The sequence below is a fragment of the Myxococcus sp. MH1 genome (assembly GCF_059738865.1).
On sequence record NZ_AP026947.1, the window covers coordinates 6,820,646 to 6,835,965 of the forward strand.

General features: G+C 71.3%; 10 protein-coding genes and 1 pseudogene. 6 read left to right on the plus strand and 5 right to left on the minus strand.

From position 1 onward, the window contains the following. Nucleotides 1-67: 67 nt before the first annotated feature. The 3 genes and pseudogenes from AC6JA9_RS26500 to speB all read left to right on the plus strand — a co-directional run. Nucleotides 68-868 (plus strand): annotated as a pseudogene (locus AC6JA9_RS26500) (DUF4215 domain-containing protein); the annotation flags it as partial. 45 nt (nt 869-913) lie between these two features. Further along, nucleotides 914-1,438 carry a hypothetical protein gene (locus AC6JA9_RS26505; protein ID WP_223752029.1) on the plus strand — a complete coding sequence of 175 codons (525 nt, stop codon included), beginning with the start codon at nt 914-916 and terminating at the stop codon, nt 1,436-1,438. 43 nt (nt 1,439-1,481) lie between these two features. Continuing rightward, on the plus strand, nt 1,482-2,519 hold the full coding sequence (speB, locus tag AC6JA9_RS26510) for an agmatinase (RefSeq protein ID WP_223752000.1): 1,038 nt from the start codon (nt 1,482-1,484) through the stop codon (nt 2,517-2,519). A gap of 3 nt (nt 2,520-2,522) precedes the next feature. On the opposite strand, the gene AC6JA9_RS26515 is transcribed toward speB, so the two are convergent. Further along, the gene (locus tag AC6JA9_RS26515) at nt 2,523-3,137 is read right to left on the minus strand and encodes a response regulator (protein WP_223752001.1); all 615 of its coding nucleotides are present in this window, start codon (nt 3,135-3,137) and stop codon (nt 2,523-2,525) included. 243 nt (nt 3,138-3,380) lie between these two features. Here AC6JA9_RS26515 and AC6JA9_RS26520 point away from each other — a divergent pair, with 243 nt between their 5' ends. Beyond that, the gene (locus AC6JA9_RS26520) at nt 3,381-4,733 is read left to right on the plus strand and encodes a trypsin-like peptidase domain-containing protein (protein WP_141323822.1); all 1,353 of its coding nucleotides are present in this window, start codon (nt 3,381-3,383) and stop codon (nt 4,731-4,733) included. A gap of 78 nt (nt 4,734-4,811) precedes the next feature. Continuing rightward, nucleotides 4,812-6,917, plus strand: coding sequence for a protein kinase domain-containing protein (locus tag AC6JA9_RS26525; RefSeq protein ID WP_497958019.1), 2,106 nt, complete (start codon nt 4,812-4,814; stop codon nt 6,915-6,917). Nucleotides 6,918-7,004: 87 nt separating this feature from the next. On the opposite strand, the gene AC6JA9_RS26530 is transcribed toward AC6JA9_RS26525, so the two are convergent. The 3 genes from AC6JA9_RS26530 to AC6JA9_RS26540 all read right to left on the minus strand — a co-directional run bounded on the left by AC6JA9_RS26530 (nt 7,005) and on the right by AC6JA9_RS26540 (nt 10,831). Next, on the minus strand, nt 7,005-8,897 hold the full coding sequence (locus AC6JA9_RS26530; protein WP_497958020.1) for an ATP-binding response regulator: 1,893 nt from the start codon (nt 8,895-8,897) through the stop codon (nt 7,005-7,007). 113 nt (nt 8,898-9,010) lie between these two features. Then, nucleotides 9,011-10,390 (minus strand): GspE/PulE/PilB domain-containing protein, encoded by a 1,380-nt coding sequence (locus tag AC6JA9_RS26535; RefSeq protein WP_223785632.1) that lies wholly within the window; start codon nt 10,388-10,390, stop codon nt 9,011-9,013. A 54-nt stretch (nt 10,391-10,444) separates the two neighbouring features. Continuing rightward, the gene (locus tag AC6JA9_RS26540) at nt 10,445-10,831 is read right to left on the minus strand and encodes a VOC family protein (protein ID WP_141323825.1); all 387 of its coding nucleotides are present in this window, start codon (nt 10,829-10,831) and stop codon (nt 10,445-10,447) included. A gap of 13 nt (nt 10,832-10,844) precedes the next feature. On the opposite strand from AC6JA9_RS26540, the gene AC6JA9_RS26545 reads away from it, so the two are divergent. Further along, entirely contained in the window at nt 10,845-12,248 is a 1,404-nt protein-coding gene (locus AC6JA9_RS26545; protein WP_473569145.1) for a DUF4388 domain-containing protein, read from the plus strand. A gap of 9 nt (nt 12,249-12,257) precedes the next feature. Here the strand turns inward: AC6JA9_RS26545 and AC6JA9_RS26550 are convergent, their stop codons facing one another. Further along, the gene (locus AC6JA9_RS26550; RefSeq protein ID WP_497958021.1) at nt 12,258-15,320 is read right to left on the minus strand and encodes a hypothetical protein; all 3,063 of its coding nucleotides are present in this window, start codon (nt 15,318-15,320) and stop codon (nt 12,258-12,260) included.

A 15,320-nucleotide genomic window follows, 5' to 3' on the forward strand; every position in this document is an offset into this window, starting at 1 on the left:
CACGACCGCCGCATGCATCGAGTCCAAGAGCGTGACATGCAAGAACGGGCTCGTATGTCCTGCTGGGATGGTCTGCGCCGCCGAGGAAGACCGCTGCATCCAGGGTCTTTGTGGCGATGCAACCACCCAGAAAGACGAAGGAGAACAATGCGACGACGGCAACTCCGTGGCTGGAGATGGATGCAGCCCCGACTGCATGTTCGAACGCTGTGGAAACGGGCTGGTGGACCTGCATGAAGAATGTGATTACAACGCCGACGGCGGCGTCGGATGCAATCAATACTGCGCAAAGAGGCGCTGCGGCGATGGAGTCCTCGACCCCGGAGAGGCTTGCGACGATGGCAACGAAGCCTCGAGTGATGGATGCAATGCGACCTGCACCTCCACCGAGAGCTGCGGGAACCGATTCCTCGACCCTGGCGAACTCTGTGATGACGGGAACAGGGCGAACGGAGACAAGTGCAGCAGTGACTGCAGGTCCATGGAGGCGTGCGGGAACGGGATTCGAGACATCGACGAGGAATGTGACGACGGAAACGAGTCCAACAGCGATGACTGCCTCACCACGTGCGTGAGCGCCCGCTGCGGTGACGGCTTCACCAACACCCAGGGAGCTGACCACGAAGCCTGTGATGACGGTCCCCTTCTCGACGGTCCCTGTCGCTCCGATTGCCGCTCGCTCAAGAAGTGTGGAAATGCCCTGGTGGACCCAGGCGAGGAATGCGACGACGGCAATGACGTCGACACCGATGCGTGCCCTCGCACCTGCAAGAACGCAACTTGCGGAGACGGCTTCGTCCTCGACACGAATGAACTTCGCGAGGAATGCGATGACGGCAATACAAGCGCATGTGGTTCATGCAGTGCGACCTGCACCCATCAGCAGGAGCCTGCCCACGCCCGAGGCGTCATCATGCTCGACCTGGTGGACGGGGGAGTCCGGGATGGCGAAATCCTCATCGTCAGCGACGGTGTCGGCCGCTGCATCTTCGAGTTCGACACCGATGGCGAGGTCCTCGACACGCATGCGCAGGTGAGACCCTCTGCCCCGGGCAGCGGGATGGACGTGGCCGACCACCTCTTCTCCGCGCTCGGTGACGCTACGACCCACGAGACCAAGCAGGGCTGCGACACTCCGGACGCAGGCAGCTTCGCGCCTCCTCCTGCCCTCCGACTGAACGTCCGCCGACCCGATGGAGGGACACGTCTGGAGTTGGAGCATCGTCATCCAGGGCCCCAGGGCAATCAGCCCATCATCGAGTCGGTGGTGAACCCCGGCTTCACCGTGACGTCCCTGGGCGGAGGAACTGGCATGGACTGCCCGGCCGGCACGGGGTGCACCGATGACCGCGACTGTGACCCGGTCGATGGCCGCCATGAGTGCCTGAAGGACGACGACCAACCCGTCGGCCGGTGTGGCGTCCGACGCAGTCCGTAACGGACAGTTGCGCCCCGTCCCGGGGTCCGTATCCTCCGCCGCCATGGCCACCCACTTCGACCCCAGCGCCGCGGCGCAGCCGGGCTCCGGCGTCTTCGGACTCCCCCACTCTCCCGACGAGGCGCACGTCGTCCTCATCCCCGTGCCCTTCGAGGCCACCACCAGCTACGGCGGCGGCACCTCCGAGGGCCCCGCCGCCGTCCTCGACGCCAGCCGCCAGGTGGACCTCTTCGACGTGGAGACCGGCCGCCCCTACGAGCGCGGCATCGCCATGCTCCCCGAGCCCCAGCAGCTGCGCGACTGGAACACCCGCGCCAAGGAGCGCGCCCAGGTCGTCATCGAGGCCGGCGGCATCCACTCCGGTGAAGCCGAGCTCCTCGCCGCCGCCAAGGACGTCAACGCCCTCTGCGACCAGATGAACGAGTGGGTCTACCGCACCACCCAGCACTGGCTCGACCAGGGCAAGCGCGTCGCCGCCGTCGGCGGAGACCACTCCATCTCCTACGGCATCATCCGCGCCCACGCCGAGAAGTACCCCGGCCTCGGCGTGCTCCACCTGGACGCCCACGCCGACCTGCGCGTCGCCTACGAGGGCTTCACCTGGTCCCACGCCTCCATCATGTACAACGTCGCCGAGCGCATCCCCGGCGTGAAGACGCTCGTCCAGGTCGGCCTGCGCGACATGAGCCAGGAGGAGCACCGCTACATCGAGGACTCCAACGGCCGCGTCCACGGCTTCTTCGACGCCGCCCTCCAGAACAAGCGCTTCGACGGCGTGCCCTGGAACCGCCAGGTCGATGAGATGGTCGCCCTGCTCCCCCAGCAGGTCTACCTGTCCTTCGACATCGACGGCCTGGACCCCGTCCTCTGCCCCCACACCGGCACCCCCGTCCCCGGCGGCCTGTCCTTCCCGGAGGCCGTGGCCCTCATCGCCGGCGTCGTCCGCTCCGGACGCACCATCGTCGGCTTCGACCTGACCGAGGTGGCCCCCGACCCCGAGGGCAGCGAGTGGGACGGCAACGTCGGCGCCCGCCTGCTCTACAAGATGATTGGCTGGATGCTGAAGTCCCAGAAGGCCTGAGCGTCAGCTCACCCCGCCCTTCGGCAATCGCACGCCGAAGGGCACGCTCCGCACCACCGAGGGCTCCACACCCTGCTGGCGCGCCAGCTCCGTCGCCACCGAGGCCATCGACTCGAGCTGCGCGTGCAGCACCTCCAGCGCCGCGGCGTCCACCGACGCCCCCGCCTCCAGCCGCCGCAGCTGCCGCCGCGCCTCGTCCAGCGGCCCCTGCAGCGCCCGGGCCGCCCACGCCCCCAATGGCAGCCCCCCGCCCACCGCCGCCCCCTTCGGCGCGTCCACCAGCGACTTGTGGATGAGCGCCTCGAAGTCGGTGATTTCGAACGGCTTGTGGAGGAACGCGTCCGCCTCCGGCGCCCCCTGCGGCAACACCGCGCTCAGCAGGATGACGGGCACACCGTGCAGGTCCGGGTCGCGTTTGAGCCGGCGGCAGAGCTCCACCCCGCTCAGGCGCGGCATCATGTGGTCCGTCACCACCAGATGTGGGCGACGCGTCCGGGCCAGGGCCAGGGCCTCCTCGCCATCGCGAGCCTTCACCACATCGTGACCCAGGTCCTCGACCACCTGACTGAGGACCTCCAGCACCGCGGGCTCATCATCCGCGACCAGGACCAGACTCATGCTTCCGCTCCTCCGCACCAGCGTGGCCCCCAAGCCACGCCGCCAGGACTCGGCCTGCCCCTTGGATGAAGCGAGAATCCTCGGGGAACGGCCACCACCCGGAGATGCAATCGTTCACGGACGTGCGGAGTGGTTTATGAAAGGCGCAGCACCGCCTCCAGCGAATCGTGGGAATGACGCCGGCTTCCCGACAGTCCACCTGTCCTTCGCCGGACAATCCGCTGGAGGCCCACGGAGGGTGACATGAAGGGTGGAGTCATGAGGTGGGCAACCCTGCTGGCGGCGCTCATCGCCACGGGGAGCGCGAGCGCGGACCTGGCCCGGCGGCGTGACGCCGTCGTGGAGGTCGTCCAGAAGGTCTCGCCGGCCGTCGTGTACATCGGCACCGAGCAGGAGGTGGAGGCGCGCTTCCGCCGCCGCTCCCCGCTGGAGGAGTTCTTCGGCGGCTTCGGGGGTGAGCGCGGCGAGCGCGGGCGACAGAAGATCCAGGGCCTGGGCAGCGGCGTCATCATCGACCCGACGGGCATCATCGTCACCAACGACCACGTCATCCGGGGCGCGTCCACCATCCACGTGGTGCTCGCGGATGGGCGCTCGCTCGACGCGGAGGTCATCGGCAGCGACGCCAACAACGACCTGGCCGTGCTCAAGGTGACGACGAAGGAACCGCTGCCCATCGCGAAGCTGGGCATCAGCTCCGACCTCATGATTGGCGAGACGGTGGTCGCCATCGGCAGCCCGTTCGGCCTGAGCAAGACGGTGACGGCGGGCGTGGTGTCCGCGACGGGGCGCACCTTCCGCGCCGACAACCGCGTGTACAACGACTTCGTCCAGACGGACGCGGCCATCAACCCCGGCAACTCGGGCGGACCGCTGCTCAACGTGGACGGCGAAATCATCGGCATCAACACCGCCATCTTCGGCGGCGGCGCGCAGGGCATCGGCTTCGCCATCCCCGCCGACAAGGTCCGCCGCATCGTCGATGAGCTCACCCGCTTCGGGAAGCTGCGCCCGGCGTGGGTGGGAATGGATGCCGTGGACCTGACGCCGCGCGCGGCCCGACAGCTCGGGTGGGACCGCTCCTACGGCGCGCTGGTGACGGCCGTGGAGGACGGCAGCCCCGCGGCCCAGGCCGGCGTGCGGCGCGGGGACATCGTCGCGGAGCTGGGCGGCTCGCGCATCCAGGACGCCGAGGACTTCGACACCCGCGTGCGCGGCTACCCCGCCCGCTCCGCCTTCGCGCTGGTGCTGTTCCGTGAAGGCGCCTCGCGCACCGTCCAGGTCACCCCCTCCGAGTTCCCCGCGCGCATGGTGGAGGCGCTCGCCTGGGACAGGCTGGGACTGCGGGTGAAGGAGAGCCGGGGCGTGCTGATGTTGTCGGGCGTGAGAGGGGGTTCGGCGGCCGCGGAGGTGGGGCTGGAGCCCGGGGACACCATCCTCCGGGTGAACAACCAGCCGGTGACGACGGCGGACGCCTTCAAGGAGGCCCTGCTCACCGCGCGTCGCGGACGTAGCGTCCTGTTGCTCGTGAGACGGGGCCGCTACGGCTATCACATCACCCTGCCCTTCGAGCAGGACACGGGGCAGAGCCTGTAGGGCTGTCCTCCGACCGAGCGGGGGTTCGGGTTCCTCGGATTTCGAAGGGCGCGCATCTCGCACTAGCATGCGTGCCCCATGAGCACCGTGCGCTACCTGTCCCTTGGACCCTTGCTCGCCGGGGCGGGCTCCCGAGCCTTCCTGGGGCTCGCCCTGGAAGATGGATTGCCTCCTCGTCCTGTCGTCCTCATCTGGGCGCCCCAGGAGGTGGTCCAGAGCCCCGAGCTGACGGCGAAGCTGACGCGAGAGACGAGCCGCGCGCTCGTCTTCGAGCACCCGAACATCCTCCGCGTCCACAGCCTCGCGGCCCAGGACGGGGGACTGGCCCGCGTCACCGAGTTCGCCGACGGCGAGCCCCTGCGTCGCGTGCTGGAGGCGAGCCCGCGCCTGCCTCCGCCCCTGGCCGCGCTGGTGGCGGCCGACGCGGCCACGGGCCTGCACTACGCGCACATGGCCGGCAACGACGACGGCACGCCGCTGGTGCACGGCGACGTGCGGCCGGAGACGCTGATGGTCTCCTTCAGCGGCCTGACGAAGGTGACGGGCTACGGCGCGCTGAGCGTGGCCCCGCGCGAGCGCGACGGAAAGCGCGTGAAGAACCGCCGCGCGTACAGCGCTCCCGAGCAGCTGCTCGGCGGACGCGAGGCGGTGAACGTCCAGTCGGACGTGTTCCTGTTGGGGCTCGTGCTGCACGAGTGCCTCTCCGGGAAGATGCCCTTCAAGGACAACGCGGACCCGGACAAGGCCACGCTCACGCGCACGCTGCCGACGATGTCGCAGGACGTGCCGCTGAAGCTGGACGCGGTGGTGCGCAAGGCGACGGCGAAGCGCGCGTATGACCGGTACGCCTCCGCGCACGCCTTCCGCGAGGCCATCGTCGAGGCCGTGGGCACGCTGCCCGCGCACACGCTGCTCGCCGACTACCTGGCCAAGCTCTTCCCGCCGGAGAACGAGGCCCGCGCGGCGCGGCGCCGGGTCATCGACGCGGGCATCGCGGACGTGCTGCAGAAGACGGGCGTGCCGCCCCCGGCCGTGGCGGAGTTCCTCGCCACCGGCGCCCTGCCCGCCGCCATCATCCCGAAGGTCTGGCCGGCGATGCAGGGCCAGCTGTCCATCCTGGCCGCCGTGTCGGGGGGAAGCAGCGACGTGCAGATCGCCGAGCCCTCCTCCGCGCAGGGGGCGAAGGAGCCCGCGAGCACGGCTGCGACGAGCGCGGCCCAGGCCGTGAGCACGGAGGGCCCGGCCTCGGCTCCCGCGAGCAGCGCGTCCCCCGCCGCCGCCGAGGCCACTGGAAGCGCGCCCACGGTCAGCGCGGCCGCTGATGAAGTCACGGGCAGCACGGCCGTGGCCGCGAAGGCGGGCGAGCCCACGGGCAGCACGGCCGTGGCCACGAAGTCCCCCGAGCCCACGGCCGTGGTGACGAAGTCCTCCGAGGGCACGGGCAGCGCTCCCGTCGTCGGCGCACCTTCGCGGCAGCCGGTGGCGACGAGCACGCAGGGTTCGTCGACCCAGCCCGCGACCGCCACCGCGGCGGGCCCCGTGCCTCCGGGCGCGGCGGCGCCGAGGAAGTCCTCGCGCGGCTGGCTCGCCATCGTGGGTGTCGGCTCCGCGCTGGCGCTCGCGGGCGCGGCGGTCATCGTCCAGCGGCTGCCCACGCAGGTGGAGGCCTCGCTGGAGGACGCCGGCCCCGCCACCGTGGCGCAGGCGGCAGGGGACGGCGACGCGGGGACGGATGCGGGAACGGACGCGGGAGCCCAGGCCATCGCGATGGGCTACCTGGACCTCACCGTCGACCCGCGCGTGGACGTGTCCTATCCGGGCGGCTTCCTCGGGCGCACGCCGCTGAGCGTGTCGCTTCCGGCGGGACGGCACGTGTTCACGCTGACCAACGCGGTGCTCGGCATCCAGCTGTCTCGCACGTTCACCATCCCCGCGAACGGGCGCAACGCGCAGCAGCTCTACCTGAACAAGGCCTTCCTCAACGTGCGCGCGCCGAAGGACGCCATCGTCACCCTCGATGGACGGCTCATCGGCGCCGCGCCGGTCGAGGAGCAGGACGTCTACGAGGGCACCCACCAGCTCCTCGTCATCGCGAACGGCGCGCGCTGGCAGAAGACCTTCAAGGTCGAGCCCGGCCAGCGCATCTCGTTCGACGTCGACTTCGAGGCGCCGCCCGAGGAGTGATTCACCCGAGGTCCCCACCGAAGCCGCGCGCCGACAGCGCGGGCGCGCGGCGAACCGGTGGGGGCATCGCGACGCAGGCCACGCCGCTCACGACCTGCCGAGACGCGGCTCCAGCCTCAGCAACTCCATGATGCGGTGGGCATCCACGGGGCGGGCCACGTAGTCGCTCGCGCCGGCGGCGAGGCACCGTCCCCGCTCCTCGTCGGTCAGCTGCGACGCGACGACGACGATGGGCAGCGCTCCGAAGCGCGCGTCCTTCCGCATCGTCCGCAGGACGTCGTAGCCCGCGTCCGTCATGGGCACGAGCAGCACCACCCCATCCACCTCGGGCGAGTCCCACAGGACGCGCAGGGCCTCCCCCATGCTCTCGGCGTGGAAGCTCTCCAGCCCTCGCGACTCGAGGACGCTGATGAGCGAGAACACCTCGCGGATGTTGTCGTCCACGACGAGGACCCGGTGCCGCGTGGGCCGCTCGAGCAAGGCCTCCTGACGCATCAGCGCCTCACGCGAGTCCACCGGCTCCCACCCAGCCACCTCCGACTCCGCATCCTCCCGGGAGCCCCCGGCGAAGTCGGTCGCCGACAACTCCATCGCCTCCAGATGAAGCGGCGAGCCGACGCCCGCCTCGACCACCGCGTCGCGCCCCCCGACCTCCGCGCCCACGTAGACGTCCGGCAGATAGAGCGTGAACGTGCTGCCGCGCCCCAACTCACTCGCGACCTGCAGCTCTCCGCCCAACAGGCGCGCCAGCTCCCGGCTGATGGACAGGCCCAGCCCCGTGCCGCCGTACTTGCGGCTCGTGTCCGCCTCCGCCTGCTGGAAGGCCTCGAAGATGCGCTGCAGCTTGTCCTGCGGGATGCCGATTCCCGTGTCCGCCACGCTGAACGCCAGCACCGCCTCGGCGCGGTTGAGCACATCGCTCTCGAAGTGGAACAGCCCCTTCGCCACGGGCGCGACGCGAAGCTCCACCCGCCCCACGTCCGTGAACTTGAACGCGTTCGACAGCAGGTTCCTCAGCACCTGCCGCAGCCGCATCGAGTCGGTCCGCAGGGAGCGCGGCAGCCCACCCGACAACACCACGCCGAACCCCAACCGCTTCTGGTCCGCGACGTGCTCGAAGTCCCGCTCGACGAGCGACTTCACCTCCGCCAGCGAGACCTCCTCCGCGACGACCTCCAGCTTCCCCGCCTCCACCTTCGACAGGTCCAGCAGGTCGTTGATGAGGTCCAGCAGGTCCACGCCCGAGGCGTGAATGGTCCGGGCGTACTCCGCCTCGCGAGGCCCCAGCCGATGGTCCGAGTCCTCCGAGAGGACCTTCGCCAGGATGAGCAGGCTGTTGAGCGGCGTGCGCAGCTCGTGGCTGATGTTCGCCAGGAACTCGCTCTTGTGCCGTGACGCCACCGCGAGCTTCTCCGTGAAGCTCATGTTGTCCGTCAGGTCCTTCCACACGCCGGAGACGCCCGTGTCCGTGCTCGCCCCCTCCACGCCCACCTGCCGGGCCACCCGGTTCACCTCTCGCGCGAAGTCCGTGAGCCGCTCCACCATCGTGTTGACGAGGGTCTTCAGCTCCAGCGACTCGCCCCGGACATCCACCTCCAGCGTCTGCGTCAAATCGCCCCGCGCCACGGCGCCGCTGACGCGGATGAGGTCGCGCACCTGCACGGTGAAGCTGCTGGCGAGCACATTCACGCCGTCCACCAGCTGCCGCCACGCCCCCGACGCATCCGGCACGTCGACCAGGCTCCCCAGCCGACCCTCCACGCCCACCTCTCGGGAGACGCGGGTCACCTCGCGCGTGAGCAGGACGAAGCGCTCGGCCCCGGCGTTGAACGTCTCCGCGATGCGGTCCAGCAACGGATGCGTCCCCGACACGGGCACGCGCCGCGAGAAGTCACCCTGGTGGGCGGCCTCCATCGCGGCCAGGAGCGCGCGCAGCTGCGCCTGGTCGCTCCCCGTCTTGTGGTTGCCATCGTCTTCCAAGCCTTGCTCCCGAGACGCCGCACCCGTCATGCCGACGCGGCGCGCGCCCTCTCACGACGCCATCTCGCGGCCACCACGAACACGCGTCGCGGTCTCGCTCATCCCGAGCGACGCTACGCGCTCTTGCGACGACGCATCATCGCCTCGTACGAGCGGCCCACGCTCTGCGAGAGGATCATCAACTCGCCCACGTCCGGCGGCGTGAGCTGGTCCGGGCCGTTGTCCACGTAGAGCAGGTGCACGACCTTGCCCCGCACCAGCAGCGGGAGGATGACCGCCGTCGTCGGGAAGCCCCCGCCCAGCAGCTTGTAGAACACGGCCATCGCCGCGTCCCGGCGCACCGGGCCCACGTAGTGCGAGCGCGTGTCGCGCACCAGCCGGAACGTGCTCTGCTCCCGCAGCGCCACGCCGATGCGCCGCACCGCCGACTCGCGCACGCCGGAGCCCATCCCGTGCCAGCCCGTCACCAGGCTGCCCTGCACCGACAGCAGCAGGTTGCGCCGCCACTTGCCCATCGCGAAGCGCAGCACCGTGCGCGCCACGTCCTCGCGGTCCAGGCTGCGCGACAGCTCCGCCTGCGCCTCCGCGAAGGACAGCGGCGTCGGCGGCGGCGCGGGAGGGGGCGGCGTCGGCGGCGCCGCGGCCACGGGCGGCTGCGCCACCGGCGGCCTGGGAGACATCTGAGCCACCTGCATCGGAGGCTGCGCCACCGGCACGCCCACCTGAATCGGAGGCTGCGCTACCGGCACGCCCACCTGCGCCGGAGGCTGCGCCACGGGAGGCTGCACCATCTGCACGGGAGGCTGCGCCACGGGGCGCTGCGGCTGAGGCGGCGCCACGGGCATCGGCGGCGCCTCGAGCACCTCGACGCCGGTGATGACCTCCTCCTCGCCCACCTCGATGTCGACGTCGCCGTCCGCGCCGCCGCGCAGGGCCTGGGCGTAGAGGGACTGGAACTCCTCCTCGCTCATCAGGTCGGGCGGCTTCTCACGCGACTTCGCGAGCTCGACCTCCTCCCGCGAGCCGGGCTTGGGGCGCGGCCGCACCGCGTTCATGTCGATGGCCCGGAGGGGCCGGAACGCCTTGCTGTAGCGGCGCAGCAGCTGGTTCATCCGGAACTCGGGGATGACCACCGGCACCACGCGCTTGCCCGTCTTGAACGCAATCGCGTCCAGCGTCGTGAAGTCGTGCGGGTTGACGACCGCGACGCTCAGCCGCGTCGCGTCCACCCGCATGGGCAGCAGCTCCTTGTCGTCCGCCTGGTTGGGCGGCACCAGCTCCAGCGCCTTCGGGTCCGGCACCATCTCCCCGGAGGCGAACGCGGCGTTGTGCAGCGCGCCCAGCGTCTTCGCCAGGTCCTGCTCGGACAACAGGCCCAGCTCCACCAGGTTCGTCCCGAGCCGGCCGCCGTGCACCACCTGGGCCTCGAGCGCCTCCTCCAGTCCCTCGGCAGTGACGAGGCCTTCCTTCAGGAGCTGTTCACCCAGGCGCATGCCGGGCTTGTAGCCGTGCCCCATCCCCCTCCGCAAGCACGCCGCCGCCCTCGCCTAGTCCTCTGGATGATGACTGAGCGCGACGCGATTGCCCTCCGGGTCTCGCACGTACACCGTCCACTTCGTCTGGTGCTCCAGCGTCACGCCCGCCTGAGTAAGCTCGGACACCACACCCTCCCGCTCCGAGCGGGCGATGCGGAACGCCAGCAGGAGCAGGCCCGGGTGCTCGTGGCGGAAGGGGCGACCCTCGGGCTCGCCGCTCGACGCCTCGATGGCCAGGAAGCCGCCCCCGGGCACGCCCACCCAGATGCTCCTCAAGGTGCCGTCCGGCCTCGGATGCCGGGCGAGCTCGGGAAAGCCCAGCAAGTCTCTGTAAAACGCCGTCACCCGCTCGACGTCCCTCGCCTGGATTGCCACGTGGTGGAAGCCCTGAACGTTCATGGGGCCGGATGGTATGGTCCGCCCGCCCATGGCGCGACTGCTCATCGTCGAGGACAACCACGAGCTGGCCTCCCTCATCGTCTCCTCGGCCCAGGGCCGGGGCCATGACGCGCGCGCCGTGCACACGGGCGAGGCCGCCCTGGAGGCGCTCAGCCCGGGCACGCGCTGGGACGCGGCGCTGGTGGACCTGCTCTTGCCCGACATCCGGGGCAGCGAGGTGCTCGGCGCCCTGCGCGCCCATGGCATCCCCGCCATCGCGGTGAGCGGCGTCTACAAGGGGGACCGGTTCGCGCAGGAGGCCGTGCAGATTCACGGCGCCCGCGGCTTCTTCGAGAAGCCCTTCGAGCTCATCCAGGTCCTGGAGGCGCTGGAGAAGGCCGGCGGCTTCGAGCCCGTGCCCCGCGCCCCGCCCCCCGTGGAGGACGGGGCCGCGCAGGACGTGCTGCTCGACGACGCGGACCTCATCGTGCTGGAGGAGCTGATGCCCACCCCGGAGGACGCGGGGGAGGCGGGCTCGCCCATGCAGGCCATCCCCGACTCCGCGCCGCTGCCCGGCCTGGAGAGCGAGGAGCCCGCGCTCCCCCTGCCCTTCGCCCACCGGGGCAAGGTGTGGTCCGGCGAGCAGGCGTCCCCCACGCCCGCGCCCGCGAAGGCCCGGCGCGCCCTGCCCGAGTGGTCGCTGGCGGGGGACCTCAAGGACACGTCCGTCGCGCGGCTGCTCAACGCCTATTACGAGTCGCGCCACCACGGCGAGCTGAAGCTGCGCCAGGGCTCCGTGCTCAAGGTCGTCTACTTCGAGTCCGGCCGCATCGTGTACGCCGCCTCCAACCTGGCCCATGAGCGCTTCGGCCGCTTCTGCGTGCGCCGGGGTGTGCTCGACGAGGCGAGGCTCGCGGAGGTCGCCACCGTCGCGAAGGAGCAGGGGCTGCGCACGGGCGAGGCGATGATTCGCCTGGGCCTGTTGGACGCGGGCCGGCGCAAGCAGCTGCTCGAGGAGCAGGTGCGCGAGCTGCTCTGGTCCACCTTCCCCTGGACGGAGGGCGCGTACGGGTTCAGCGCGATGCGCCCCCAGCGCGCCGACCTGGTGAAGCTGTCCGTCTTCCCGGGGGACTTGATCCTGGAGGGCGTGGAGAAGACGGAGACGCTGGTCGCGCTGCGCCAGCGCATGTCCGCCGGACGTCGCCTCTTCCCCACCGCCGACCCGCCGTACGGCCTGCACGAGCTGAAGCTGCAGGGTCCACAGGCCCTGCTGCTCGCGTACGCCGACGGGAGCAAGACGGTGGAGGATCTGCTCGCGCTGGTGGACGTGTCGGAGCGACAGGCCCTCGCCACGCTGCGGGGCCTGGAGCTGCTCGGGGTGCTGGAGGAGCGGCCGGAGACGCCCAGCCGCCGTCATCGCATCTCCTTCGGGCTCTGAACCGCCCCGTCAGCCCTCGCGGCGACGGCGCAGCAGCCGAGCCACCGCGAGCAGGCCGAACAGCGCCGCGCCCGAGCCGCCCTGCGAGCAACCACAGGACGACGGCGGCTCACGGTCCAGGGTCCCCGACACCGGGACGCCCTTGAGGAACACCTCGCCGCTGAAGCGCGACGAGCCCAACAGCCGGGGCCGGGCCACGTACGTCAGCGTGCGCTGCGCGTGGGCCGGGAGCGACACGCCCTCCACCGAGAAGCCGCCCTCCGTCGCCTGCTCCGCGAGCGACTGTCCCTCCACGCGCACGCTGCCGGGCACCACGTCCATGCCCTCGACGTGCTCGACGTAGCGCAGGCCCGTCACGTCACACGCGGTGGTGTTGCGCAGCGCCACCACCACGCCCACCAGGCCCGTCTCCTGTCCCGCGGCGGCCTCCGTCTCATGGCGCACGTCGACGAAGGGGTCCGCGACAATCGGCACCGAGTGCACCCGGTCCGCCTGACCGCCGCCGCTCGCGCTGGCGGTGACGCGCAGGCTGAGGGACTCGCCCACCAGGTCCTGCAGCCCCGTCTCCCGCGTGCTCAGCGTGACGCTCGGGCCCGACAGGGAGTCCTGCGTGAGGGCCGGGCCGGACTCGCGCGACCACGACAGGCTGACCTCGCTGCAGGCGTCGGCGGGAATCTCCTGGGTGAGCCGCGCCGTCGCGCCCTCGCCACATCGGGCCACCAGCGCCTCACCGTCCAGTTCCCCCAGCGCGACCGGGCGCGCCTGCGCCGTGAAGGTCTCTCTCGCGCGCCCCGCCTCGACGGGCGTGGGCCCGTCCGAGAACAGCTCGCCGCGCACCGTGAAGGGCGTCACCGAGCAGACCGCCGGGAGCGTGAAGCGCCACACCCCGGGCACGGGGACGACGTCCGAGGCGATGGGCTCGCCGGACGCGGACTCCAGGAACATGCGCGCCTTGAGCGCGTGGACGCCCGGGCAGCGCAGCGACGTGCCCAGCCGCGCCTCCGCGTCCTGGCCACCCGACAGCTGCATCGACAGGTCCAGGCTCGCGGCGGAGACGTCCTCGGGCGCAGGCGCCGCCTCCACCTTCACCCACGCCTCCGGCCCCTCCAGCACCGTCCCGTCCTGCAGCGACAGGCGGTTGCGCACCGAGAACGTCAGCGAGGCGCTCGCGCAGCCCTCGGCCGACACCTGGAGCGCGCGCGCCGTCACGGGCGCGGACAGGTCGACGGCGGCGCCAGCGTCATCCCGCACCGTCAGCCCCGCAGGCACGGTGGTGCTCCCGTCCGCCAGCCGCCACACCGTCTGGACCCCGGGCAGCGCCTGCGTGCCGGCGCACGGATGCAGGAAATCCGGACGCACCTCCACGCTCTCGCCCGAGGTGAACCGGCGGACCGCGTCCGGCGCGAAGGGCGCCAAAGGACGGCCCCAGGGCTGCACGTCCACGCTGAACGTCGTGGGCGGCGAAGGCGTCTGGCCCCGGTCCCTCGCGCGGACCTCGTACGTGTAGCGCGCGCCGGAGGCCGCGCACAAAAACTCCGGCGGCACGAAGGTGGCGCTGCCACCGTTGCCCTCGGTCACCAGGACGGGCTGTCCCGGAGGCGAGCTCCACACGTAGTCCACCGACTCGCACAAGCCCGCGCCGGGGGACGCGGTGAAGACGCGCGAGGGGCCTCCCGCGCTCGTCGAGGCCTGGGCGGGCTGCACGCGCGGCGTGGCGGGCCCCGCCGTGTTCTCGACACGCACGTTCACCGTGGTCTGCCGGTCATGCGTGCCCAGGCCGTCGGCGGCGAAGACGATGAGCTGCGTGGTGGTCGGCTCGCAGACCTCGGGCGCGGTGAGCGTCAGCGTCACCGCGTCCGGACGAGGCGTGGCGCTGACGTTCAGCGTCGACTGCGCCGCGTCCACGGAGACGCGCACCGCGTCGCCGTCGGGGTCCGTGGCGGTGATGTCCAGCGTCCGCGTGGTGCGCTCGTCGATGAGGACCGGGTCCGGGAAGGAGCCGAACACCGGCGCCGCGGCGTTGGAGTAGTAGATGACGTTCGGCTCGATGTTGCTCAGCGTGAGCACGCAGAAGGTCGGGTCCACGCAGGACACCTGGTTGAACGGGGCCGACACGGGCAGCGACGCGCCCGCGAAGGCGGGATGGATGCGCCACGTCGTGCCCGAGTCCGCCGCGCTCGCGGTGGGCACCGCGCCCAGGACCACCGGCTCCCCATTGCTGTCGACGCCCACCGCCAGACCGAAGCCCGTCCCCCGGGCGCTGCCCTGCTCGGTGGTGAGGTCCACGGACGTGATGCTCACCGGCCCCGAGCCATGCAGGGTGACGCGCTGGAACGTGTCGTTCGGTGGCACGCCCGACGTGAGCTGCCCCCGGAAGAGCCCGTCCTGGTTGCCCAGCAGCGCGACGGGATGGGGACCGCTCGTGGCGAAGAGGTCCAGCGTCTGGAACGGGAGCGTCGTCAGCGCGGTGGGCACGCTGAACTCCGCCAGGCGCTGGTCGCCGCGCACGTAGATGAGGTTGGGCGGCCCGACGACCTGGAGGAGCGCGTGCGGCACCGCGCCCGCCGTGTCCGTCACCCCCATCACCGAGGTCGCCCTGAACTGGCTCGTCTGCAGGATGCGCGTGTTCCAGGGAAGCACACCGGTGCCGGACGGCGTCGCGCCCAGCACCAGGATTTCGTTCGTGTCCACGGTGATGGCCGCGTAGCTGCTCCCCGACTGCGTCTGCATCACCCGGCGAACATCGAACACGGTGGAGGTGGGAATCTCGGGGATGAACTTGGAGTCGGGCAGGCAGCTGTCGTACGCGTAGAGGGTTCCATTCGCGTGCACGCCGGCGAAGCAGCCCGTGGACGTCAGCAAGGTGCCCACCGCGGGAGACAGGAAGCGGAAGGCCACCTGCTCCTCGTTCTCGAAGAGCTCGGCGCCCGTGGAGTGCGCCAGGGCCACACGCTCATGGCCCCAGGCCCGCACGTCCCGGGGCTCTCCGGGCACGCCGGGCCCCACCTTCCATTCCGCGGAGGCGACCGCGGACACTCCCACGCAGAGACAGATGAGGATGCCGGCGCGCAC